The sequence below is a fragment of the Paractinoplanes durhamensis genome, from assembly GCF_016862175.1.
GTDB lineage: Bacteria > Actinomycetota > Actinomycetes > Mycobacteriales > Micromonosporaceae > Actinoplanes > Actinoplanes durhamensis.
This window is the reverse complement of the sequence record NZ_BOML01000033.1, coordinates 50,575-73,280: the sequence shown is the minus strand read 5'-3', so window position 1 is coordinate 73,280 and position 22,706 is coordinate 50,575. Positions and strand designations below refer to the sequence as shown.

Genomic DNA, 22,706 nt, shown 5'->3' with positions numbered 1-22,706 from the left:
CTCGCCGATTCGCTCGCTACGCTCGCTCATGACGCCAGTGCCTTCTGCTGGGCGGCGGCCAGCTCGGCGCAGCCCAGGACGCCGAGGTCGAGCAGGGCGTCCATCTGGTCGCGGCGGAACACGCCGTTTTCGCCGGTGCCCTGCACCTCGACGAAGTCGCCCTCGCCGGTGCACACCACGTTCATGTCGACCTCGGCGTCGACATCCTCCAAATACATCAGGTCGAGGCGGGGCTCGCCGTCGATGATGCCGACGCTGACCGCCTGGATCGAGCGGTGCATCACCTTCTCCACCTTGCCGGCCAGCGACTTGCGGTCGGCCAGCCAGTTGACCGCGTCGTAGAGCGAAACGTAGGCGCCGGTGATCGCGGCGGTGCGGGTGCCGCCGTCGGCCTGGAGCACGTCGCAGTCGAGGACGATCGAGTTTTCGCCGAGCGCCTTCAGGTCGATGCAGGCCCGCAGGCTGCGCCCGATCAGCCGGGAGATCTCGTGGGTGCGGCCGCCGACCTTGCCCTTGATGCTCTCCCGATCGCCGCGGGTGTTGGTGGCGCGGGGCAGCATCGCATATTCGGCGGTGACCCAGCCGAGGCCGGAACCCTTGCGCCAGCGGGGCACCCCCTCGGTGACGCTGGCGGTGCAGAGCACCCGGGTGTTGCCGAACTCGACGAGCACCGACCCCTCCGGGTGGATGCTCCACTTCCGGCTGAGGGTCACGGGTCGTAGCTGGTCGGCCGCTCGGCCGTCGGGACGTGCCATGCCCCAAACCTTATTGCTTCGGGCGCTCGTTCGCTCTGCCAGGTCCCGCGCCTGTGGATAACCCTTGAAGAGGCTGGTCAGGTGGTCGGGCGGGGCACCGACGGCCGCAGCACCGTCTCCGGCCGCGGCCGGGTGATCGCGACCCCCGCGGCGGCCGGCTCCGGCAGCGCACCGTGCGCGCGCAGGAAACCGTCGACCGCCCGCTGCCAGCCGAAGCCCTCGGCGCGGGACCGGGCGGCCGCGCGCCGCTCCGCCTCGGGCCGCTCCATCAGGGTGCGGACCCCCTCGGCGAACGCCTCCGGAGTGCCGGCCACCGCGACACCGGCGTCACCGACCACCTCGGGCAGCGCGCTCGACCGGTTGACGACCACCGGCGTACCGCAAGCCAAGGCCTCCAGGGCCGCCAGGCCGAACGTCTCCACCGGGCCCGGGGAAACCACCACATCGGCGCTGGCCATCAGCGCCGCGACCGCGGAGCGGTCGGCGATGTGCCCGGCGAACCGCACCGGAAGCCGCGCCGCTCGATAGGCGAGCGCCGCCCGGCGGGTGCCGTCCCCGGCCACCGCGAGCACCGCCGGCACCTTCGCGTTGCGCAGCGCGGCGATCGCGTCGACCGCCAGCTCGGGCCGCTTGGCCGCGGACAGCCGGCTGCAGAACGCCACCAGCAGCTCGTCGGGCCGGGCATAGCGAGCCCGGATGGCCGGGTCGCGGCGGGACGGGTGGAACTCGTCGAGGTCGACGCCGAGCGGCACCTCGACCAGGTTGGGCACGCCCAGCCGGCGGAACTCGGCGGCGGCGAAGCCGGTGGTGCAGACGATCGTGTCGAAGTGCTCGGCGGTGCGCAGGTTGAGCCGGTCGGCCAGTTGGTCGCGCTTGGGCATGCCCCAGACGCCGAGCAGCCCGGCCAGGCTCTCGTGCGAGACCATCAGCGAGCCGACGCCGGCGCCGCGGGCCCAGCCGCCGGTCCAGCGCAGGGTGGCCCGGTCGGAGACCTCGATGCGGTCCGGCTCGAGCGAGTCGAGCAGCCGGGTCAGCTCGCTGCGGCGGGCCATCACCCGATAGCCGCCGGTGCGCGGCAGTGGTGAGCTGGGCAGCGTGATCACACGGCCCTGCGAAGTCTCGATGTCGGAGCGCTCACGGCCGGGGACGATCAGGATCGCCTCGTGGCCGGCGCGCAGGTAGCCCTCGCCGAGATTACGTAGGGCTGTCCGGAGGCCACCGGTATGAGTCGTCACGAAGTTGGCCAAGCGGACAATGCGCATGCAGCAACTCCAAGATCACGATCCGGTGGTGCAACGGTGCCAGAGCAGACCCCCGCCCCCCGGTCCGGGCCTCAGAGATCGTACCGGGCGCCGGGGCGAACCACCTCAACCGGGCCGGTGTATGCCGCGGTGGCCGCATCCACAATAGATGCCTCGGAGAACCACGCAGGTATCAAATGGGTCAGCAAAAGCCGGCCAACGTCCGCCTTGGTGGCCGCCTCGCCGGCCTCGCCGCCGGTCAGGTGCAGGCCGGGCGGGTTGTCCACGCCGTCCAGATAGCTCGCTTCACACAGGAACAGGTCGGCGCCGGCCGCCAGGCGCAGGAGCGGTTCGCAGGGCGCGGTGTCCGACGAGTACGTCAGGACGTGCCCGCCGTGCTCGACGCGTACGCCATAGGTCTCGATCGGATGGTTGACCCGGTCCACGGTGATCGTGAACGGCCCGATCGGAAACGTCCCCGGCTGCAGACCGTAGAACGTGTAGACGTCGTCGAGGGCTTCATTCTCCGAGCTGTACGCCGCGGAGATCCGCTCGGCCGCACCGAGCGGCGCGTAGACCGGAATGGCCGGCCGGGCCCCGGCCGGATCGTATCGACGGACCACGATGTAGGTACAAGCGTCCAGCATGTGATCGCAGTGCAGATGAGTCAGGATGATCGCGTCGATCGAGTTCATGTCGGTGTAGCGCTGCATTGCCGACATCGAACCGGATCCGAAATCGATGAGAAGCCGGAAGTTGTCTGCCTCGACGAGATAGGCGGAACAAGCCGCCTCGGGGCCGGGAAAGCTACCGGCACAGCCGAGAACGGTCAGTCGCATGCGGGTCCCTTTGCCTCACGCTGGGTCGTCCACGCCCCGCTGGACCGGTCCGTGGCAGTCTCGTCAGACCAGTCAATCACGGAGCGAAGCGTACTTCGCGACCTGCGCGGCAAGTAAACGTCTGATCGATTTGTCGCCAAATCGACAACGTACATCACACCGCCCGTGACCTCGGTCATTAGCGCAATTCCCGTTACGTCCGGTGAGTCGTTTGCGTTGCACAAAGTGAGGACTTCATAGGGCGGAACAGATGGAGGCAACAGCGTGACAACGGTCGAGAAGAACCGCGCCACGCGGACCGAGGCGGCCGAGATCATGCCGTTCGGTGGCTGGGAGACTACACCGGCTCCGGCGGCCGTCGGTGGCCATGAGTCTCTTTTCCGCTTCCCGGCGGCGGACGACCCGGCACCGACGCCGGCCCGGCTGCTGACGATGGCTCTCTACGCCGCGGCACTCGGCCTCACGGCCGTCGGGGTCGGGCTCCGGGCGATGGTCACGATCTTCGGGGGTACGGCGTTCTGGTACATCCCGACGCTGTCCCTTTTCGGTCTGCTGAGCGTCACCCTGGTCGTCGGATCGTTCCTGTCGATCCACCGCCCGATCCTCCCGTGGCTGCTTTTGACCGCGGCCACGGCACCGCTGGCGCTCGACGTGCTGATCGCGGTGCTCTACCAGAACTGATCGGCCGCTACGCCCAGAGCTGGCCTTCGAGGGCCTCTTCCGCGTCGTTGAGGGTGCCGCCGTAGGCGCCGGTCGACAGGTATTTCCAGCCGCCGTCGGCGATCACGAAGGCCACGTCGGCGCGGCGGCCGGCCTTGACCGCCTCGTGCGCGACCGCGAGGGCCGCGTGCAGGATCGCGCCGCTGGAGAACCCGGCGAAGATCCCCTCCACCTCGACCAGCTGACGGGTACGCAGCACGGCGTCCCGGGTGCCGACCGAGAAGCGGCGGGTCAGCACGCTCGCGTCGTACAGCTCGGGAACGTACCCCTCGTCGATGTTGCGCAGGCCGTAGACCAGCTCGCCGTAGCGCGGCTCGGCCGCGATGACCTGGATGCCCTCGACCTTTTCCCGCAGGAAGCGGCCGGCGCCCATCAGCGTGCCGGTGGTGCCCAGCCCGGCCACGAAGTGGGTGATCGTCGGCAGGTCGTGCAGCAGCTCGGGACCGGTGGTCTCGTAGTGCGCGCGGGCGTTGGCGGGGTTTCCGTACTGAAAAAGCATCTTCCAGTCGGGGTGCTCGGCGGCGATCTGCTTGGCGGTGGCGACGGCTTGGTTCGACCCACCGGCGGCGGGCGAGTTGATGATCTCCGCCCCGTACATCCGGAGGAGCTGGACCCGCTCGGCCGAGACGTTCTCCGGCATGACGCAGACGAGGCGATAGCCTCGCAGTTTCGCCACCATGGCCAACGCGATGCCGGTGTTTCCGCTGGTCGGCTCGAGGATCGTGTCGCCCGGGCGCAGATGGCCGGCCTCCTCGGCCTCGCGCACCATGAACAGCGCCGCCCGGTCCTTGATGCTGCCGGTCGGGTTACGGTCCTCGAGTTTCGCCCAGAGGCGCACCGGCGGTGCCCCGTCGGGCACCGTCGGCGAGAGTCGGGGCAGGCCGACCAGCGGCGTGCCCCCACACGCGTCCAGCAGGCTCTCGTAGCGAGCCATCCGGATTAGCGCCCGAGCAGGGCGGCGGCAGCCGCGAAGCCGAGGGCACCACCGGCGACGGCCGGCAGGATGGTGACCGAGTCACCGTCGTTGAGCTTGGCGTCGAGCGCGCCGAGGAAGCGCACGTCCTCGTCGTTGATGTAGATGTTGACGAAGCGGTGCAGACCGCCCTCGGGCGTGATCAGCCGGCCCTTGAAGCCGCTGTGCTTGGCGTCGAGGTCGTCGATCAGCCCGATGAGCGTGTCGCCGGCCCCCTCGACGGTCTTCGAGCCGCCGGTGTAGCTGCGCAGAATGGTGGGAACGCGAACTTCGATGGCCATGTCGGTGAATGCTCCTGAGTAAGGGTCGAACGGTGGGCGGGAAAGCTACGAGGTTGTCGTCAGCGACACTCGTAAACCACCGTCACCGGGCTCTGCCCGAACATGTAGGACTGCACGCTCGCACTCACGCGTCTACCTTCGCATCCACGATGTCGACCTTTTCTTCGGTCACCGCACCGTCCACGATGCGGAACGACCGGAACTCGTCGAGGCCCGGCTCGCGGGTCGACACCAGCACGTAGTGCGCGCCCGGCTCGCCGGCCAGGTTGATGTCCGTCCGGGAGGGGTAGGCCTCGGTGGCCGTGTGCGAGTGGTAGATGACCACCGGCTCCTCGTCGTTGTCGTCCATCTCGCGCCACACACGGAGATGCTCCATGGAGTCGAACTGATAGAACGTCTGCGACCGGGCCGAATTGTCCATCGGGATGAACCGGGTGGGAGCGTCGCTGCCCGCCGGGCCGGCGATCACGCCACAGGCCTCGTCGGGGTGGTCCCGGCGAGCGTGGGCGAAGATCGCGTCAACGATCGCCCGGTCGATGGTCAGCACACCGTTCACATTACCGTGCGGATTCGGTGCGCCGAGTATGGCCGTGGCCACACTGAGTCTTGTTCGCGACGGTGGAGACCACGCGGTCAGCCCGCGCTGAGCGGAGCTCAAGGTAGGTCGCGAACAAGACTCATCAGTCGATCTCCGGCAGGGCGTTCAGCAACGACTCCTGCAGGTAGCCCAGGTAGGCGTAGACGCTGAGCTGGAAGACCCGGCTCGAGCTCGGGTCGCGCACGACCGCCAGCTCCAACTCCTCGGACAGATCCGTCTCGGCGGTGATGTCGAGGCGGGTGCCCATCGCCAGGCGCGCGTCGTTGATGGCGCGCAGCCAGGCCTCGGCGGCCTCGCCGTCCAGGCGGACCTCACCCTCGCCCTCGTCCGGCAGGGCCGCGAGGATCGCGCCCGCCTGGTCGATCTTCCCGGTCTTGAGCTCGCCCTCGGTGTAGAGGCGGAACTCGGCCGAGTCGTCCGGGCGATCCGGATAGATGTCCGGAAAAAGGCGGGACACCACCGGGTCGGTGTGATCCATCCCGTCGGTCAGCAGGCCGACCACCTCACCGGCGACCTTGCGCAGCACGCGCACCTCGTCGTTGGCGAAGGTGGCCACGCACTGGCTGCCGTTGCGTCGGAACATCTGCTCTCTCCCGCGGTTGCTCAGGCCCGGTCAACCGTCGCCCAGAGACCGTATCCGTGCAGCTGGTTGGCGTCCATCTCCATGCGCTCGCGCGCGCCGGAGGAGACCACCGCCCGGCCCTTCGTGTGCACGTCCAGCATCAACTGCTCGGCCCGCTCTTTGCTGTAGCCGAACAACTTCTGAAAAACCCAGGTCACGTACGACATGAGGTTGACCGGATCGTCCCAGACGACGGTCACCCAGGGGCGATCGTCGGCGGGTGCTTCCTCGATCTCCGGTACCTCGACGGGAGCGACCTGTGGCAACGCCATGACCCCCATGTTGCCACCGGATTTGCGCGATCGGTGAACCGGAACGCCGAACCGCAGGTCAGGACGCCATTCGTAAGGGGCAGGAGCGCGCAATAGGGTGAGGGGGTGAACTCCTTCGCCCCCGCGCTGATGACCGACCAGTACGAGCTGACGATGGTCAGCGCCGCGCTGAAGGACGGCACCGCCGACCGCAGTTGCGTGTTCGAGGTCTTCGCCCGCCGGCTCCCCACCGGCCGGCGCTACGGCGTGGTCGCCGGGCCGGGCCGGCTGATGGAGCTCATCCGCGACTTCCGCTTCACCGACGAGGACGTCGACTTCCTGCGCCGGGCGCAGATCGTCGACGAGAGCACGGCGGCCTGGCTGGCGGCTTATCGGTTCACCGGCGACATTGACGGGTACGCCGAGGGCGAGCTCTTCTTCCCCGGCTCGCCGATCATGACGGTCGCCGGCACGTTCGCCGAGTGCGTCGTCCTGGAGACCCTGATCCTGTCGGTGCTCAACCACGACTGCGCGATCGCCACCGGCGCGGCCCGGATGGTCACGGCGGCCCGCGGGCGCCCGATCATCGAGATGGGTTCCCGGCGTACGCACGAGGCCGCGGCCATCGCCGCCGGTCGTGCCGCCTACCTCGCCGGGTTCGCGTCCACCTCCAACCTGGCGGCCGGCGCTCGGTACGGCATCCCGACCACCGGCACCTCGGCGCACGCGTTCACGCTGCTGCACGACAACGAGCCGGCCGCGTTCGCCTCCCAGGTGGCGGCCCTCGGGAAAAACACGACACTGCTGGTCGACACGTACGACATCGCCCAGGGCATCCGGAACGCGATCGCGGTGGCCGGCCCCGACCTGCGGGCCATCCGGATCGACTCCGGCGACCTGTCGGTGCTGGCCCAGCACTCCCGGGAGCTGCTCGACTCGCTCGGCGCCACCGAGACCAAGATCGTCGTCTCCGGCGACATGGACGAGTACGCGATCGCCACCCTCGCCGCCGAGCCGGTCGACATGTACGGCGCCGGCACCGCCGTGGTCACCGGCTCCGGGGCGCCCACCGCCGGCCTGGTCTACAAGCTGGTCGAGGTCGACGGCCGGCCGGTCGTCAAGCGCTCGGAAAACAAGGCGACGGTCGGCGGCCGCAAGACCGCGGTGCGCCGGCACAAGCCCACCGGCACCGCCACCGAGGAGATCATCGTCTCCCAGGGGGTGCCCGACCACCTGGCCAACGACCGGCTGCTGCAGCGCTCGTTCGTGGCGGCCGGCGAGGTGGTCCCGCTGCCCACGCTGCAGGAGTCCCGCGAGCATCTGCGCCAGTGCCTGATCTCGATACCGTGGGAGGGCCTGAAGCTCTCGGCCGGCGACCCGGCCATCCCCGTCACCATCGTCCCGACCGTTTAGGGGTGTTCCTGTGGCACGCGCGCTGATCATCGTCGACGTCCAGAACGACTTCTGCGAGGGCGGCTCCCTGGCCGTGACCGGCGGCGCGGCGGTGGCCGCCGACGTGTCCGCCGCCCTGGCCGCGGCCGACGGCCGCTGGGACCACGTGGTCGCCACCAAGGACTGGCACATCGATCCCGGAAACCACTTCAGCGACCACCCCGACTACCTGGACACCTGGCCCGTGCACTGCGTGGTCGGTTCGGGCGGGGCCGACTTCCACCCGTCGCTGGTCACCGAGCGGGTCGAGGCGGTCTTCCACAAGGGCGAGCACAAGGCGGCCTACTCCGGCTTCGAGGGCCACACGTCGGACGGGCTCGGCCTGGCCGACTGGCTGCACGTCCGCGAGGTCACCGAGGTCGATGTGGTGGGCATCGCCACCGACCATTGCGTACGCGCCACCGCGCTCGACGCCCGCGCGGCCGGTTTCGCCACCACGGTCCTGCTGGACCTCACCGCCGGGGTGGCGGCCGGCACCACCGAGGCCGCCCTGGCGGAATTCCGCACCGCCTCGGTCGAGATGTCGGGATCGCCAAGGGTTTCGTAGGTTTTGGGCCGCAGAAAGTAGTTGGTTTTCTGTCGTACCCCCGAGGCAGGATGTCGGGCGGAGGTCAGGAACCACATGCTGCTCACGCCTTACCGCGAAACACTCGCGTTACCCCGGATCAAGTCGCTGCTGACCGTGGCGACGCTGGCCCGCATCCCGATCGCGGCCAGCGCCGTCGTCCTGACCCTGCACGTGGTCGCCGACCTCGACCAGAATTACGCCGCCGCCGGCCTGGTCGGCGCGGCCTTCACCATCGGCGGCTCGGTCGGCGCGCCGGTGATGGGCCGCTTGATCGACCGCAAGGGCCTGCGCCCGGTCCTGGTCCTGACCACGGTGGCCGAGGTCATCTTCTGGTCGGTGGCCCAGGGCGTGCCCTATCTGACGCTGCTGATCATGGCCCTGTTCGGCGGCTTCCTGGCGCTGCCCGCGTTCGCCGTGGCCCGCCAGTCGATCGCCGCGCTGACCCCCGAGGCCCAGCGGCTCCCCGCCTTCGCCCTCGACTCGATCACCACCGAGCTCTCCTTCATGACCGGCCCGGCCCTGGGCGTCCTGATCGCCACCGGCCCCGGCCCGCGCGTCGCCATGCTCACCATCGGCGGCGGCATCCTGCTGTCCGGCATCGGCCTGTGGCTGCTCAACCCGCCGGTCCGCGCCGCACACGAGACACCGGTGGCGTCCGGCGAGCGCGTCCCCCGCCGCTCGTGGCTGAGCCCGCGCTTCGTGGCGATCCTGGCCGTGACGATGGCCGCCACCCTGGTCCTCTCCGGCACCGATGTGACGGTGGTGGCGGTGCTGCGGGAGAGCGGCGAGGTCGGCTGGACCGGCCCGGTGATGACCCTGTGGGCGCTCTACTCACTGCTGGGCGGCTTCGCCTACGGCACGATGAGCCGCCGGCTGCCCGCCGTGGCGCTGCTGGCCCCGATGGCCGTGCTCACCATGGCGGTCGCCCTCGGCGGCGCCCATTGGTGGCTGCTGGCCATCCTGCTGATCCCCTGCGGCGCCCTGTGCGCCCCCACCATCACGGCGAGCGCCGACGCGGTGAGCCGGATGACCCCGGCGTCGGCCCGAGGCGAGGCGATGGGCCTGCACAATTCGTCGCTGACGGTCGGCGTAGCACTGGGCGGCCCACTGGCGGGCCTGGCGGCCGACACGTGGTCCCCAGTGTGGGGTTTCGTAGCTGTCGGCGGCGTCGGCACGCTGATCGCCCTGGCGGTGATCCCGATCGAGCTGCTACGCCGCCGCCGAGACGCATTCACCGCCGACACCAGCACCCCAGCGCCGTCTCTACACGCAGCCGACACCTCGGCCGCCGACACCTCGGCCGCCGACACGTTGGCCGCCGACACGTTGGCCGCCGACACGTTGGCCGCCGGCGCCGCCGGCCCGGCCGGGGCAATCCCCCGCCAATCGCGGGAGACCATCCCCAGCCCCGCCGGCCACCACTGACGCCCACTCAAACGGCCCCGCCCTAGCCGGCCGGGTCCGGCTCGGCCGGTCCTGCTTGGCTCAGGGCGGGTCCTGCGCGTCCGGCTCGGCGCGTCCGTCTCCGCTCGGTGTGTCCGGCTCCGCCCGGCGCGTCCGCCACGGCTCGGCGCGTCCGCCACGGCTCGGCACGTCCGGCTCCGCTCGATGTGTCCGACTCCGCCCGGCGCGTCCGCCACGGCTCGGCGCGTCCGCCACGGCTCGGCGCGTCCGCCACGGCTCGGCGCGTCCGTCGCGGCTCGGCGCGTCCGGCTCTGCTCGGTTTGTCCGGCTCTGCTCGGTTTGTCCCCGGCTCTGCTCGGTGTGTCCGGCTCCGCTCGGCTCATTTTCACGCGCCCGACCGGCCGGAACCCCTCTTCATCGGCCGCCAAAACCAAGAGATGAGCTTTCCTCAGAGCTGTTGTACGATCGTACTTGTACAAACGTACAAGAAGAGGTGTGATCGTGTCGTACGTGTACCTGCTGGCTGCCATAGCCGCAGAGATCGTCGCTACCAGCCTGATGAAGTCGACCGAGGGATTCACCCGGCTCTGGCCCACCGTGGCCTGCATAGCCGGCTATGCGTTCTCGCTGGTCGCCCTGTCCCAGGCGGTGAAGGGCGTCCCGGTCGGCGTGGCCTACGCTCTGTGGTCAGCCCTGGGCACCGCCGCGATCGTCGCCATCGGCGCGGCCTTCCTGGGCGAGCCCATCACGCTGATCAAGGTGGCAGGCGTAAGCCTGATCATCGCGGGCGTGGTAACCCTCAACCTCGGCGGTGCCCACTGAGCCCCACCCCCAGCCACCCACCCACCACCAGCGCCGCCCCCAAGAGCGACGCTTTACCCGCTGCGAAGGCATCGGCCGTCCCGGCAGCGACTCAGGCGGCCCCGGCGGCTTCCGCCGCAGAGGGCACTCCGGCGGGACCGGCCACCCCAACCGCCCCGCCAGCATCGGCTGCCCCGGCAGCCCCAGCCGCACAAGCTCCAGCAACAGGCGCCCAAGCGGCACCGGTCGCAGGCGCCGAGACGGCAGGAACTCCGGCGGCGAGCACTCCGGCGGCTCCGGCTGCGAGCGCTCCGGCTGCGAGCGCTCCGGCGGCAAGCGCTCCGGCGGCTCCGGCTGCGAGCTCTCCGGCTGCGAGGGCTCCGGCGGCTCTGGTTGCGAGCGCTCCGGCGGGGCGGCGGGCCCGTGATCCGCAGGCGCGGCGGGAAGCTCTGGCCGCGGCGACGATCGAGGTCATCGCCGAGGTCGGCATCGGGCGGACCACGCACCGGGCGGTCGCGGCCCGCGCCGATCTCCCGCTCGGCGCCACCACCTATTACTTCCCGACGCTCGACGCCCTGATCGCCGCGGCCCTGCAGAAGGCCGCCGCGGACCAGGAGGCCGACCTGCGCCGGTGGGCCGAGGGCCTGGAAAACGCCACCGACCTGGCCGAGGCCCTGGCCACGCTGGTCGACGAATACATGGCCGATCGCCGCCGGGCCCAGATCGAGTTCGAGCTGTGCGTGGCCGCCGCCCGCGACGCGGCACTACAGCCGCTGGGCCGCGACTGGCTTCAGGGCCTGCACGAACTCCTCGCCCCGCACGTCGGCGAGCAGCCGGCCCACGACATCTCGGCGCTGCTGGACGGCACCATGCTCCACATGCTGACGACCAACCGCCCGCTGAACGCCCCAGCCCTGAAGGCCGCCATCCGCCGCCTCTCCACGCCCTGACGGACCGGCAAACAGACCCGCCGCCGCCGAGCCGCGCAGGCCCTGCCTGCCGGATCCAGGCATGAGCTCGTGCAGCCCGGACCCACTGATTTCCGTCATGCGCCTGCGCATCCCCTGCCCGCGCTCCGCCGAGCCAGCGCAGCCTGGACGTGATCGCCGTGGCCGAACTGGTGGCCTGACCAGGCATGCTCCTCCGCCGGGTCCGCAACACGAACGGTGTTTCCGGCTTCGGTCAGCACCTCTCGGCTCCCCACCGCCTCTTGCCCGCTCAGCGCGGAAGGCGGGACGCGTAACGCGCGGCAGGCCGGCGCAGCAGCGCGGCAGGCCGGCGCAGCAGCGCGACGGGCCGGCGCAGCAGCGCGACGGACGGATGTGGTCGGGTTGGCTCGCGGCGATGAGGTGAGGCCGAAAAGCACTCGGCCCGCCCTCCCCAGTGGGAAAGCGGGCCGTGTGGTGCGAGAAACTCAGCGGTCGCGGTCGGAGGCGGTGTCTTCCTCATAGGAGGCGCCGCCGTCGGACTCGCTCGTCAGGACTCGGGCGCCGCCCTCCGGCGGGCCCGCCAGCGAGTGGCCGGCCGCCAGCTCCGGGAACTTCACGTCGAAGGCCGGGCGCTCGGAACGGATGCGCGGCATCCGGTCGAAGTTGCGCAGCGGCGGCGGGGACGACGTGGCCCACTCCAGCGAGTTGCCGTGCCCCCACGGGTCGTCCACGTTGACCACCTGGCCGACCTTGTAGGACTTCCAGCAGTTGTAGAGGAACGGCAGCGTCGACAGGCCCAGCACGAACGAGCCGAGCGTCGAGAACGTGTTCAGGAACGTGAACCCGTCCGACGGCAGGTAGTCGGCGTAGCGGCGCGGCATGCCCTCGGTGCCCAGCCAGTGCTGCACCAGGAACGTCGCGTGGAAGCCGATGAAGGTCAACCAGAAGTGGACCTTGCCCAGGCGGTCGTCGAGCATCCGGCCGAACATCTTCGGGAACCAGAAATAGATCCCCGAAAAGACGGCGAAAACGATGGTTCCGAAGAGTACGTAGTGGAAGTGCGCGATCACGAAGTACGAGTCGGACACATGGAAGTCGATCGGCGGCGACGCCAGCAGCACCCCGGACAGACCGCCGAAGAGGAACGTCACCAGGAAGCCGATGGCGAACATCATCGGCGTCTCGAAGCTGATCTGGCCGCGCCACATGGTGCCGATCCAGACGAAGAACTTCATCCCGGTCGGCACCGCGATCAGGAAGCTCAGGAAGCTGAAGAACGGCAGCAGCACCTGGCCGGTGACGAACATGTGGTGCGCCCACACGCTCATCGACAGCGCGCCGATCAGCAGGGTCGCGGCGACCAGGCCCTTGTAGCCGAAGACCGGCTTGCGGCTGAACACCGGGATGACCTCGGTGATGATGCCGAAGAACGGCAGGGCGATGATGTAGACCTCGGGATGGCCGAAGAACCAGAACAGGTGCTGCCAGAGCATCGGCCCGCCGGTATCCACGTCGAACACGTGGGCACCGAGGACACGGTCGGCAGCCAAGGCGAAGAGCGCGGCGGCCAGGAACGGGAAGACCATGATCACCAGGAGGCTGGTGACCAGAATGTTCCACGTCATGATCGGCATGCGGAACATGGTCATGCCGGGGGCGCGCAGGGTCAGGATCGTGGTGATCATGTTGACGCCACCGAGGATGGTGCCCAGGCCGGAGAGCGCCAGGCCGACCACCCACATGTTGCCGCCGATGCCCGGCGAGTGCAGCGAGTCGCTCAGCGGGGCGTAGGCGAACCAGCCGAAGTCGGCCGCGCCACCGGGGGTGAGGAACCCGCTGATGGCGATCGTGCCGCCGAACAGGTAGAGCCAGTAGGCGAACGAGTTCAGCCGGGGGAACGACACGTCGGGCGCGCCGATCTGGATCGGCACCACGAAGTTCGCGAAGGCGAACACGATCGGCGTCGCGAAGAACAGCAGCATGATCGTGCCGTGCATCGTGAACAGCTGGTTGTACTGCTCCGGCGAGAGGAACTGCATGCCCGGGCGGGCCAGCTCCGCGCGCATCAGCAGCGCCATCAGGCCGCCGAGCATGAAGAACACGAAGGACGTGATCAGGTACATGATCCCGATTTGCTTCGCGTCCGTCGTGCGCAGGATTCGGGCAAGAGCCGAACCCTTGACCTGCCGCCGGACCGGATAGGGCCGGGTCACGATCGGCTTAGGCGCAACGGTCGTCACGAATAGCCTCCGTTGTCTCGTTCGTACCGCTCAGTACGCCCAAAGCGAAAGGCGTACCTCGCAGGCAGAATAGTCCCCCACGCGCCTCACGCGACCGGGGGGTTGCCCAGGGGTGATCGTCCTCAGGCGGGCGGGACCAACGGCCGGTAATGATCTGCGAAGATCCGCAGGCCCCGCCTCCGGAGCATCGGATCACGCAGGGCCGGCGGCACGTCCCGGGTGCGGTCGCGCTCCCGGGTGCGGTCGCGCACGGCACCGCACCGGGGGCGGCGGCGCGCCTCGTAGGCCTGGAGCGCGGCCGGAACGTCCCCTCCGGAGCGTTTCAACTCGGCGCCGAGCACGACAGCGTCCTCGAAGGACATGGCCGCACCCTGGGAGAGGGTCGGCGCCGTCGCGTGTGCCGCGTCCCCGACGAGCAGGACCGGGCCGCGGTGCCAGCTGTCCAGGACGACCTCGTCGGTGCGGGCCACCGACACGTTTTCCAGGGCGGCGAGGATGGCCGGCACCGGACCGCCGAACGATCCGAAAATGGTGCGCAGGTGCGCCCGCGGGTCGGCCGGGTTGGGCGTGTCGGGGGCGGTCTCGTCGGCGTAGCAGTAGAGCCTGCGGCCGCCCATCGGCATGGCGGTGAACGACGACCGCCGGCCGAGCAGCGCGGTCCAGTCGCTGAGCGGTGGGCCGCCGCTGACCACCGACCGGTAGACGATCTGCCCGGTGGGCACCGCGGCACCGCCGAGCCCGGCCTTGGCCCGGATCGTGGACCGCCGGCCGTCGGCGCCGATGACCAGGTCGTATTCGGCGACGCTGCCATCGCTGAACTCGACCTTGGCGGCGCCGTCGAAGATCTCCAGCTCCTTGACCGCGGTGTCGTAGCGGACCTCGCCGCCGACCCCGGTGAGCAGCACCTGCTGCAGGTCGGCCCGGGACAGCGCGCGGGACTCACCCACCCCGGCCCAGAGGCCGGCCACGTCCATCTCGAACAGCGAGCGGCCGCGGGCGTCGAGGAACACCTGCCGGAAGATCAGGTCGCCGAGGGGACGCAGCGGGGCGTCGAGGCCGAGCTGGCGCAGCGCTCGCGAAGCGTTGCCGGGCAGGTAGATGCCCGCGCTGGGCAGCATGCTGGCGGGCAACTCTTCGACAACATCCGGCCGGTAGCCGGCGAGCCGCAGCGCCCGGGCGGCGGAAAGACCGGCAATTCCGGCCCCCACCACGAGGATGCGCAAGGTCATCGCGGCAATGCCTCCCAGGGGTCGGACACGCGTCGGAGCCAGAACACTACCCCTAGCCACCGAGGCGGGAAACCCTCGATCATCCTCGAGTCCGATTTGTTCAAGACATCGCCGAAGTCAGCTCGTAGCGTCGACCTCATGGCACCGAACATCAACGGAATCGGCCTCGGTGTGGCCGACATGGCAACCTCCCTCACCTTCTATCGCCGTCTGGGCCTCGACCTCCCGGCCGAGGCTGATCACGAGCCGCACGCCGAAGTGGAGCTGCCCGGCGGCATCCGGCTCATGTTCGACACCGAGGCGCTGCTCGCCTCGATCGACCCCAACTTCGCCCCGGGGGCAACGAAGACCGGGCCGAGCCTCGCCTTCCTCTGCGCCGACCCGGCCGAAGTGGACGCGGTGCACGCCGACCTGATGGCGGCCGGTTACCGCAGCTACCAGGAGCCGTGGGACGCCGAGTGGGGTCAGCGTTACGCCGTCGTGCACGATCCGGACGGTTACACGGTTGACCTCTTCGCATGGTTCAAGAACTGATCAAGGCACCCAGCGGCACCCCGGCCATGGCCCGCACCTCCCGAGCGAGGTGGGCCTGGTCGGCGTAGCCGGCCGAGGCCGAGACGGAGGCGAACGACACACCGCCCCGGGCCAGCCCGACCGCCCGCTGCATCCGGAGGATCCGGGCCAGCGTCTTCGGCCCATATCCGAACGCGGTGTTGCTCCGGCGCAGCAACTGGCGGTTGCTCAGGCCGCAGCGGGAGGCGATCTCGTCGACCGGCCGCCCGGCGGTGGCCGCCGAGGCCAGCGCGACCGTCACCGGATCGGGCTCCGACCAGCGACGACGGGCGGACTCGGTGATCGCCGCCAGCGGATCGTCCGCTTCGGCCAGTGGTCGCACGGCGGCCGCCGGCCACAGGTCGTCGAGCGGCACCTGCCGGTCGACGAGCTCGGACGCGGGCACCCCGAGCACCGGCGGCCCGGTGCCGGCGCCGAACCGCAGCGCGAACAGCCGGCTCCCCGGTGCCGGACGACCGATCTGCGCGGTCGTGTCGGGCCCGGCCACGAAGACCCGCCCGTCCTGCCAGATGATGTCGAGACATCCGTCCGGCAGGATGCGTTTCTCGCGCGCTCCCGGTGGGGTCACACTCCACCAGGCCACCACGTGCGGCAACGACGACGCCCGTTCCGAGTACATGCGGACAGCCTGGCACTGGGGTATGACAAAAACTATGACGGACCGGCTCGGCGAATACCGCCGCAAACGCGACGAAAAACGCACCCCCGAGCCGGTTCCGGCGAGTCATCCGGGCGAGACCGGGCGGAACCGGTTCGTCATCCAGCAGCACCACGCCCGCAGCCTGCACTGGGACGTCCGCCTCGAACGCGACGGCGTGCTGGTCAGCTTCGCCGTCCCGCGTGGCCTGCCCCGCGACCGCACCCGCAACAACCTGGCCAAACACACCGAGGACCACCCGCTCGAGTACCTGGACTTCAGCGGTGAGATCCCGGCCGGCGAGTACGGCGGCGGCCGGATGACGATCTTCGACCGGGGCACCTACGACACCACGAAGTGGCGCGACGACGAGGTCGAGGTGACCTTCCACGGCGACCGGGCGACCGGGCGGTACATCTTCTTCCAGACCGGCGGCGCCGACTGGATGGTCCGCCGGATGGATCCGCCCGAGCCGGGCTGGGAGCCGATGCCCGAGGTGGTGCCGCCGATGCTCGCCGCCCAGAACAAAAGACTTCCGAAGGACGACGACCTCTGGGCGTACGAAATGGGGTGGGGTGGTCGGCGCGTCGGAGCGTACGTCTCAGGTGGACGCGTACGTCTGATGGAAGCCGGCGGAGCCGATGTGACCTCGTGGTTTCCGGAGATCCGGGCTCTCGGGCCGGCGCTCGCGCCGATCGAAGCCGTCTTCGACGGTGAGCTGATGGCGTTCGACGGACCGCGACCGGACGCCAAGCTGCTCGATCGCCGTAAGGCGCCGAAGGACGCCGGGGCGGCGCGGCGCGCGGCCGAGCGCACGCCCGTGCAGTTCCTCGCGTTCGACCTGCTCTGGCTGGAGGGGCACGGCACGGCGGAGATCGCGTACGCGCAGCGCCGTGAACTGCTGGACGGGCTGGCGGTGGCCGGCGAGCACTGGCAGACGCCACCGTATTTCCCTGGTGGCGGGCCGTTCGCGGTGGAGACGGCCCGCACCCAGGGACTACACACGGTGGTGGCCAAGCGGCTCGATTCGCCCTATTTGTCGGGCGAGCGCAGCGATCTCTGGCGGGAGATCGCCGTCCAGGGCCACGAAAATCACTCCGGATGACAGGTTGAACACGCGTCGCTTCGGAATGGGATGAGATCGAGCGGCCTGGCGGAATCGGACCGTCCGGATGCAGACCGCGAGCGCGAACGCGGCTAAAGTTCAGCGCCGAAGCCGCCGATGGGTGATCTGGACGCCCGGCGCACCCATGGTCCGTGCCGCGACCGCGACCTACCGGTTCCCTGACGGGACCCCATCGCAGCGGAAAGGGTTCTGACCAGATGCACGACAACCTTCCCCCGACCCCTGCCTCGAAGACTGAGATGTCTGCCGAACTCTGGAATTCCGCCGTCCGCGTGCTCGACACCAACTGGGCCGGCGACCACATGGTCCCCTCCCGCCGTCTCTATCCCCATCAGTGGAGCTGGGACGCCGCCTTCATCGCCATCGGTCTGGCCTACGTGAACCCGACCCGAGCCTGGCGTGACCTGCGGAGCCTGTTCGAGGCGCAGTGGCCGGACGGCCGCGTGCCGCACATCGTCTTCGACCCGGCCACCGCCGAGGGCGACTACTTCCCGGGCCCGGCGTTCTGGGACGTGCCGGCCTACGGCAACCGGGCCGCCCGCGGCAGCACCGGCATCATCCAGCCGCCGATGCACGCGATCGCCGCGTGGGAGGTCTACCGGCGCGCGTCGGCGCACGGCGCGAACTGCGGCCAGGAGGCCCGCACCGAGCTCGAGTGGCTCTACCCGCGCCTGGTCGCCCAGCAGCGCTACCTCACCACCGACCGCAACCTGGGTCGCGGCGGGCTGGCCAGCATCGTGCACCCGTGGGAGTCGGGTCTGGACAACAGCCCGGCCTGGGACGAGGCGATGGCGAACGTGCCCGCCGACCTGGCCCTGCTGACCACCCACCGGCGCCGCGACCTGGACGTCTCGCACGCCGCGCACCGCCCGACCGACCTGGACTACTCGCGGTACGTGGGCCTGGTGCTCAGCTACCGGGCCGACGGCTACGCGGACGCCGGCCTGCTCGACCGGCACGCGTTCGCGGTGGAGTGCCCGGCGTTCAACTCGATCCTGGCCGCCGCCGAGCTGTCGCTCGCCCAGATCGCCCGCGAGCTGGGGCTTCCGGCCGAGGCGGCCGCGCACCGCGACCGGGCCGAACAGCTCACCACGGCCATCGTGAAGCGGCTGTGGAACCCGGCGACCGGCACCTTCCACGCCCTGGACGTGCACACCGGCAAGCTCAGCCCGGCGAACTGCGTGAGCGGCCTGCTGCCGTTGATGCTGCCCGACCTGCCCGCCGAGCTCGTCGAGTCGATCATGACGGAGATGCGGTCGGAGCGGTTCGGGCTGCCGGTGCCGAGCTACGACCGGACCGCGGCCGATTTCGACACGATGCGCTACTGGCGCGGCCCGGTCTGGATCAACGTGAACTGGCTGATCCGGCGCGGTCTGCTGGTGCACGGCTTCCGGGACGAGGCCGAGGAGCTGCGGCTGGCGATGGTCCGGCTGGTGCACCGCAACGGGCACTTCGAGTACTTCCACCCGGCCACGGGTGAGGGCCTCGGCGCGCCGACATTCAGCTGGACCGCGGCCCTCTCCCTCGACCTGCTGGCCGACCGATCAGTGCCGACCTACGTAAAAGCCGGTTAGAACAAAACGACCGAGCGGAGTACGCCTCCGCCGTGCATCTTGCCGAAGGCCTCCTCGACCTGGTCCAGCGTGATCTCCTCGGAGACGAACGCGTCCAGGTCGAGGCGGCCCTGCTGGTAGAGCGCGGTCAGCATCGGGAAGTCCCGGGTCGGCAGGCAGTCGCCGTACCAACTGGACTTGAGCGCGCCACCGCGGCCGAACACGTCGAGCAGCGGCAGCTCGATCGTCATCTCCGGGGTGGGCACCCCGACCAGGACCACGGTCCCGGCCAGATCACGAGCATAAAACGCCTGCTTGTACGTCTCGGGCCGGCCGACCGCCTCGATCACGACATCGGCACCGTTGCCGCCGGTCAAAGCCTGGATCTCGGCAACGACGTCGGCGCCGCGCGCGTTGATCGTGTGCGTCGCACCAAAAGAAGAAGCCCACTCGAGCTTCTGGTCGTCGGTGTCGACCGCGATGATCGTCGTCGCCCCCGCCAGCGCGGCGCCGGCGATCGCACCGTCGCCCACCCCGCCGCAGCCGATCACCGCGACCGAGTCGCCCCGGGTGACGCCGCCGGTGTTGATCGCCGCGCCGATGCCGGCCATCACACCGCAGCCGAGCAGGCCCACCGCCGCCGGCCGGGCGTCGGCCGCGACCTTCGTGCACTGGCCGGCCGCGACCAGCGTCTTCTCGATGAACGCGCCGATCCCCAGGGCCGGCGACAACTCGGTGCCGTCCTCCAGCGTCATCTTCTGGGTGGCGTTGTGGGTGGCGAAGCAATACCACGGCTTGCCGCGCAGGCAGGCCCGGCAGTTGCCGCAGACCGCCCGCCAGTTGAGCACCACGAAATCACCGGGCGCGACGTCGGTGACGCCCTCGCCGACCGACTCGACCACGCCCGCGGCCTCGTGGCCGAGCAGGAACGGGAAGTCGTCGTTGATGCCGCCCTCGCGATAGTGCAGGTCGGTGTGGCACACCCCGCACGCCTGGACCTTCACGACCGCCTCGCCGGGGCCCGGGTCGGGAACGATGATCGTCGCTACCTCGACCGGTGCCCCCTTGGACCGGGCGATCACGCCCCGTACCTGCTGACTCATCCGTCGCACCTTCCGTCTTCGCTGACCAGATCACCAGCGTATTAGGCGGGCGGCCGGACCTCGACCGGTGTCTCCAGGAGGGCGTCGGCAAGTTTGGTCAGCTGGCGCACCTGGGCCGGGGTCAGCCGGTCGAAGATCAGCTGCTGGACGGCCTCGGCGTGGCCGGGCGCGGAGGCGACGAGCTTGTCGTAGCCGGCGTCGGTGAGCACCGCGATCTGCACCCGGCCGTCCTCGGCGTCCCGCTCGCGCTGCACCCAGCCGTTGGCCTCCAGCCGGGCCACCACGTGGGACAGGCGGGACAGCGAGGCCGAGGCGAGCTTGGCGAGACGGCTCATCGCCAGCCGGCGGTCGGGCCGTTCGGAGAGCGTGGAGAGCACGATGTAGCCCATGTGGGTGAGCCCGGCATCCCGCTGCAGCTGGGTCTCGAGCGCGGCCGGGACCTTGACGAGCACCTCGATGCAGCGGCGCCAGGCCAACTGCTGCTCATCGGTCAACCATCTGGGCTCGTCCATGGTGGAAGGTTATCGGCAGACGGCCAGAAGTATCTCATTGGGGCAACGGGACGGCCGCCAAACGGGCACGTCGATCGATGGCATTGACCACCACGAGTAATGTCGCCTCGGCGCGTCGCCGGGACCGGCTGGCTGGGGGGCCTCGGCCGGTCCCGGCGACGTGTCAGTTCTGCGGAGGCTCGTCCTTCCCTGCTTCCTCCAGACGGTCCGCTTCTTCCTTCGTCTTGTGCACCGCGCCGTCGGCGTGCTCCGGCGGGCCGTAGACGGTGTAGAGGACCAGCGGGTTCTCGCCGGTGTTGACGAAGTTGTGGGTCCGGCCGGCCGGCACCACGACCAGGTCACCCTGGGCGATGTTGCGCTCCTGGCCGGAGACGACGGCCTTGCCGACCCCGCTCACGAAGGTGAGGATCTGGTCCACCTCGTGGACCTCCTCGCCGATCTCGCCCTTCGGCGGGATGGTCATGACGACGAGTTGGGTGTGCTTACCGGTCCACAGGACGCGACGGAAATCGGGGCTCTTCTCCGCGACGGTGGCGATCGTGAAGTGTTCCATGGTCGAACGGATACCCAGGTCAGGCCGTGGGCAACCGTCCGGAGAGCAGCGGGGCGGGCCGACCGATCAGGTAGCCCTGGACGTAGTCGACGCCGAGTTCGCGCAGCAGCCGCAGGGTGGGCTCGTCCTGCACGAACTCGGCCACGGTGTGGATCCCGTACGCCTGGCAGACCTGCACCAACGCGCGTACCAGAACCTGATCCTGGGTGTTCTCGACCAGATCCACGACGTACTCTCCGTCGATCTTGACCAGGTCGATCGGGAAGATCCGCAGATAGCGGAAGGACGCGTAGCCGGACCCGAAGTCGTCGAGGGCGAGCTCGCAGCCGAGGTCGCGGATCCGGTCGGCGAACCGGCGGGCCTCGCTGAGGTTGCCGATCAGCGCGGTCTCGGTGATCTCGAAGGTGAGCTGACCGGGGTTGACCTGGTATTCCTCGATCAGCCGCACCACCTCGTCGGTGAGCCGCGGATCGCCCACCGACCGGCCGGACAGGTTGATCTGCAGGCAGGTGTCCGGCTGCTCGGCGGCGACCTGCATGGCCCGCTCGACCACCCACAGGTCGATGTCGTAGACCGCGTCGAGCCGCTCGGCGGTGTCCAGCACCTGGATCGGCGACTGCGGGCCGTCGGCCTCGTCGAGCACCCGCAGCAGCAGCTCGTGCCGGGTGACCTTGTTGGTCTGCAGCTCGAGGATCGGCTGGGCGTAGAGGGTGAACCGGTCGGTGCCGAGCGCGTCGGCGACCCGGGTGCGGTAGGAGCCCTGCCGGTCGCGCACCGGCACCGGGTGGGCCACGAAGGTGAGCGCCCGGTCGGTGTCGCGGGACTGCCGCCAGGCGTGCTCGGCGTCGATCAGCACCTCGTGGCTGCCGGCCTCGGCGTCCGGCGTGAACCGGACCAGGCCGCCCCAGGCGCGGGCGCGCAGCCAGGTGTCGGGCAGCACGAAGGTCTGCGAGCGCAGCGCCTCGACCAGCAGCTCGGCCTCGCGGCGGGCCATCGGCCAGGAGGTGCCGGCCAGCAGCAGGCCGATCTCGCTGGGCCCGACCCGGCCGAGCAGCGCGCCCTCCTGCACCACGCCCTCGAGCACCCTCGCTGCACGATGCAGCAGGTCGGCGTTGCGTTCGGGGCGGACCCCGTCGATCACCTCGCCGTGCTTCTCCGGCTGCACCCGGATGATCAGGACGGCACCGCCGCCACGTCGCTGGGCCCGGTCGATCTCGTCGGTGAACCGGTCCCGGGTGAGCAGGCCGGTGGCCGGGTCGGGGTCGATCAGTGAGGTCTGCACGGTCTCGCCGCGGCGGGCCAGCCGGGCGATCTCGCGGCGGGCACGCTCACGGGCGGAGACGTCGGTCACCGTGCCGCGGATGCCGCGGACGGTGCCGTCCGGGCTCTTCACCGGTTCGAGCCGGCAGTCCACGTCGAACCAGCCGCCATCGGCGCGCATCAGCCGGACGGTGGTCCGCACCGGGGTCCGGCTGCTCCACGTCTGGGTGACAGCGCCGAGAGCCTTGGCATGATCGTCGCGGTGGACGTAGCGGGTGAGGACCTTGCGGCTCACCTCGTCCTGATGAGGCGACTGACCGAGCATGCCGCGCAACCGGGCCGACCAGACGATCTGGTCGCCGTTGGCGGTGTAGGAGAACCATGCAGGTCCGAGCGCCGACTGGGCGTCGTCGGCCGGGAGCCGGGGTTCCGGAAGGGTCGGCGGCACGGTAGGCCGCTCATCGGGCGCAGCCATCACCCACTCAC

General features: G+C 70.1%; 23 protein-coding genes and 1 pseudogene. 9 read left to right on the top strand and 15 right to left on the bottom strand.

The window, feature by feature from the left end; all coding sequences use genetic code 11:
• Positions 1-26 precede the first annotated feature (26 nt).
• From rph to Adu01nite_RS19905, 3 genes are all read right to left on the bottom strand, one after another.
• Complete coding sequence (gene rph, locus Adu01nite_RS19915; RefSeq protein ID WP_203728407.1) at positions 27-755, bottom strand: ribonuclease PH; 729 nt, start codon at positions 753-755, stop codon at positions 27-29.
• 77 nt (positions 756-832) lie between these two features.
• A complete protein-coding gene (locus tag Adu01nite_RS19910; RefSeq protein ID WP_203728406.1) occupies positions 833-2,017 on the bottom strand; it encodes a glycosyltransferase in 1,185 nt (394 codons plus the stop codon).
• Between the two features lie 71 nt (positions 2,018-2,088).
• Positions 2,089-2,835: an MBL fold metallo-hydrolase gene (locus Adu01nite_RS19905; RefSeq protein ID WP_203728405.1), complete on the bottom strand. Its 747-nt coding sequence runs from the start codon at positions 2,833-2,835 to the stop codon at positions 2,089-2,091.
• 264 nt (positions 2,836-3,099) lie between these two features.
• Here Adu01nite_RS19905 and Adu01nite_RS19900 point away from each other — a divergent pair, with 264 nt between their 5' ends.
• A complete protein-coding gene (locus Adu01nite_RS19900) occupies positions 3,100-3,516 on the top strand; it encodes a hypothetical protein (protein WP_203728404.1) in 417 nt (138 codons plus the stop codon).
• Between the two features lie 7 nt (positions 3,517-3,523).
• Here the strand turns inward: Adu01nite_RS19900 and Adu01nite_RS19895 are convergent, their stop codons facing one another.
• The 5 genes and pseudogenes from Adu01nite_RS19895 to clpS form a co-directional block, all read right to left on the bottom strand.
• Entirely contained in the window at positions 3,524-4,489 is a 966-nt protein-coding gene (locus Adu01nite_RS19895) for a PLP-dependent cysteine synthase family protein (RefSeq protein WP_203728403.1), read from the bottom strand.
• 5 nt (positions 4,490-4,494) lie between these two features.
• Positions 4,495-4,809, bottom strand: a complete 315-nt coding sequence (locus Adu01nite_RS19890) for a MoaD/ThiS family protein (protein ID WP_203728402.1) — start codon at positions 4,807-4,809, stop codon at positions 4,495-4,497.
• Between the two features lie 59 nt (positions 4,810-4,868).
• Positions 4,869-5,356, bottom strand: a pseudogene (locus tag Adu01nite_RS19885) (M67 family metallopeptidase).
• Positions 5,357-5,489: 133 nt separating this feature from the next.
• Positions 5,490-5,990, bottom strand: a complete 501-nt coding sequence (locus Adu01nite_RS19880) for a DUF2017 domain-containing protein (RefSeq protein WP_203728400.1) — start codon at positions 5,988-5,990, stop codon at positions 5,490-5,492.
• 20 nt (positions 5,991-6,010) lie between these two features.
• Positions 6,011-6,301 carry an ATP-dependent Clp protease adapter ClpS gene (gene clpS / locus Adu01nite_RS19875; RefSeq protein ID WP_203728399.1) on the bottom strand — a complete coding sequence of 97 codons (291 nt, stop codon included), beginning with the start codon at positions 6,299-6,301 and terminating at the stop codon, positions 6,011-6,013.
• Between the two features lie 105 nt (positions 6,302-6,406).
• Between clpS and Adu01nite_RS19870 the strand changes: the two genes are divergently transcribed.
• The 5 genes from Adu01nite_RS19870 to Adu01nite_RS48950 all read left to right on the top strand — a co-directional run bounded on the left by Adu01nite_RS19870 (position 6,407) and on the right by Adu01nite_RS48950 (position 11,455).
• A complete protein-coding gene (locus Adu01nite_RS19870; protein ID WP_203728398.1) occupies positions 6,407-7,693 on the top strand; it encodes a nicotinate phosphoribosyltransferase in 1,287 nt (428 codons plus the stop codon).
• A 10-nt stretch (positions 7,694-7,703) separates the two neighbouring features.
• Positions 7,704-8,279 carry an isochorismatase family protein gene (locus Adu01nite_RS19865; RefSeq protein WP_203728397.1) on the top strand — a complete coding sequence of 192 codons (576 nt, stop codon included), beginning with the start codon at positions 7,704-7,706 and terminating at the stop codon, positions 8,277-8,279.
• A gap of 75 nt (positions 8,280-8,354) precedes the next feature.
• Positions 8,355-9,725, top strand: a complete 1,371-nt coding sequence (locus Adu01nite_RS19860; RefSeq protein WP_203728396.1) for an MFS transporter — start codon at positions 8,355-8,357, stop codon at positions 9,723-9,725.
• Between the two features lie 480 nt (positions 9,726-10,205).
• Positions 10,206-10,526, top strand: a complete 321-nt coding sequence (locus tag Adu01nite_RS19855) for a DMT family transporter (RefSeq protein WP_239132546.1) — start codon at positions 10,206-10,208, stop codon at positions 10,524-10,526.
• Positions 10,523-11,455 carry a TetR/AcrR family transcriptional regulator gene (locus Adu01nite_RS48950; RefSeq protein WP_344518891.1) on the top strand — a complete coding sequence of 311 codons (933 nt, stop codon included), beginning with the start codon at positions 10,523-10,525 and terminating at the stop codon, positions 11,453-11,455. The genes Adu01nite_RS19855 and Adu01nite_RS48950 overlap by 4 nt, the downstream gene beginning before the upstream one ends.
• A 464-nt stretch (positions 11,456-11,919) precedes the next feature.
• Here Adu01nite_RS48950 and ctaD read toward each other — a convergent pair whose 3' ends face one another.
• A complete protein-coding gene (gene ctaD, locus Adu01nite_RS19845) occupies positions 11,920-13,674 on the bottom strand; it encodes an aa3-type cytochrome oxidase subunit I (protein ID WP_203728394.1) in 1,755 nt (584 codons plus the stop codon).
• Positions 13,675-13,796: 122 nt separating this feature from the next.
• Complete coding sequence (locus Adu01nite_RS19840) at positions 13,797-14,912, bottom strand: FAD-dependent monooxygenase (protein WP_379138189.1); 1,116 nt, start codon at positions 14,910-14,912, stop codon at positions 13,797-13,799.
• A 129-nt stretch (positions 14,913-15,041) separates the two neighbouring features.
• Here Adu01nite_RS19840 and Adu01nite_RS19835 point away from each other — a divergent pair, with 129 nt between their 5' ends.
• A complete protein-coding gene (locus Adu01nite_RS19835) occupies positions 15,042-15,437 on the top strand; it encodes a VOC family protein (protein WP_203728392.1) in 396 nt (131 codons plus the stop codon).
• Here the strand turns inward: Adu01nite_RS19835 and Adu01nite_RS19830 are convergent.
• Positions 15,427-16,095, bottom strand: a complete 669-nt coding sequence (locus tag Adu01nite_RS19830; RefSeq protein WP_203728391.1) for a helix-turn-helix domain-containing protein — start codon at positions 16,093-16,095, stop codon at positions 15,427-15,429. The two genes, Adu01nite_RS19835 and Adu01nite_RS19830, sit on opposite strands and share 11 nt — an antisense overlap.
• Positions 16,096-16,129: 34 nt before the next feature.
• On the opposite strand from Adu01nite_RS19830, the gene Adu01nite_RS19825 reads away from it, so the two are divergent.
• Positions 16,130-17,218 carry a DNA polymerase ligase N-terminal domain-containing protein gene (locus Adu01nite_RS19825; RefSeq protein ID WP_203728390.1) on the top strand — a complete coding sequence of 363 codons (1,089 nt, stop codon included), beginning with the start codon at positions 16,130-16,132 and terminating at the stop codon, positions 17,216-17,218.
• Positions 17,219-17,478: 260 nt separating this feature from the next.
• A complete protein-coding gene (locus tag Adu01nite_RS19820; protein ID WP_239132545.1) occupies positions 17,479-18,813 on the top strand; it encodes an MGH1-like glycoside hydrolase domain-containing protein in 1,335 nt (444 codons plus the stop codon).
• Here the strand turns inward: Adu01nite_RS19820 and Adu01nite_RS19815 are convergent.
• The 4 genes from Adu01nite_RS19815 to Adu01nite_RS19800 form a co-directional block, all read right to left on the bottom strand.
• Complete coding sequence (locus Adu01nite_RS19815; RefSeq protein ID WP_203728388.1) at positions 18,810-19,895, bottom strand: S-(hydroxymethyl)mycothiol dehydrogenase; 1,086 nt, start codon at positions 19,893-19,895, stop codon at positions 18,810-18,812. The genes Adu01nite_RS19820 and Adu01nite_RS19815 overlap by 4 nt on opposite strands.
• Before the next feature lie 41 nt (positions 19,896-19,936).
• Positions 19,937-20,407, bottom strand: a complete 471-nt coding sequence (locus Adu01nite_RS19810; protein ID WP_203728387.1) for a MarR family winged helix-turn-helix transcriptional regulator — start codon at positions 20,405-20,407, stop codon at positions 19,937-19,939.
• Positions 20,408-20,570: 163 nt separating this feature from the next.
• On the bottom strand, positions 20,571-20,960 hold the full coding sequence (locus Adu01nite_RS19805; protein WP_203728386.1) for a cupin domain-containing protein: 390 nt from the start codon (positions 20,958-20,960) through the stop codon (positions 20,571-20,573).
• A 19-nt stretch (positions 20,961-20,979) separates the two neighbouring features.
• Positions 20,980-22,695, bottom strand: coding sequence for an EAL domain-containing protein (locus Adu01nite_RS19800; RefSeq protein WP_203728385.1), 1,716 nt, complete (start codon positions 22,693-22,695; stop codon positions 20,980-20,982).
• Between the last annotated feature and the right edge of the window lie 11 nt (positions 22,696-22,706).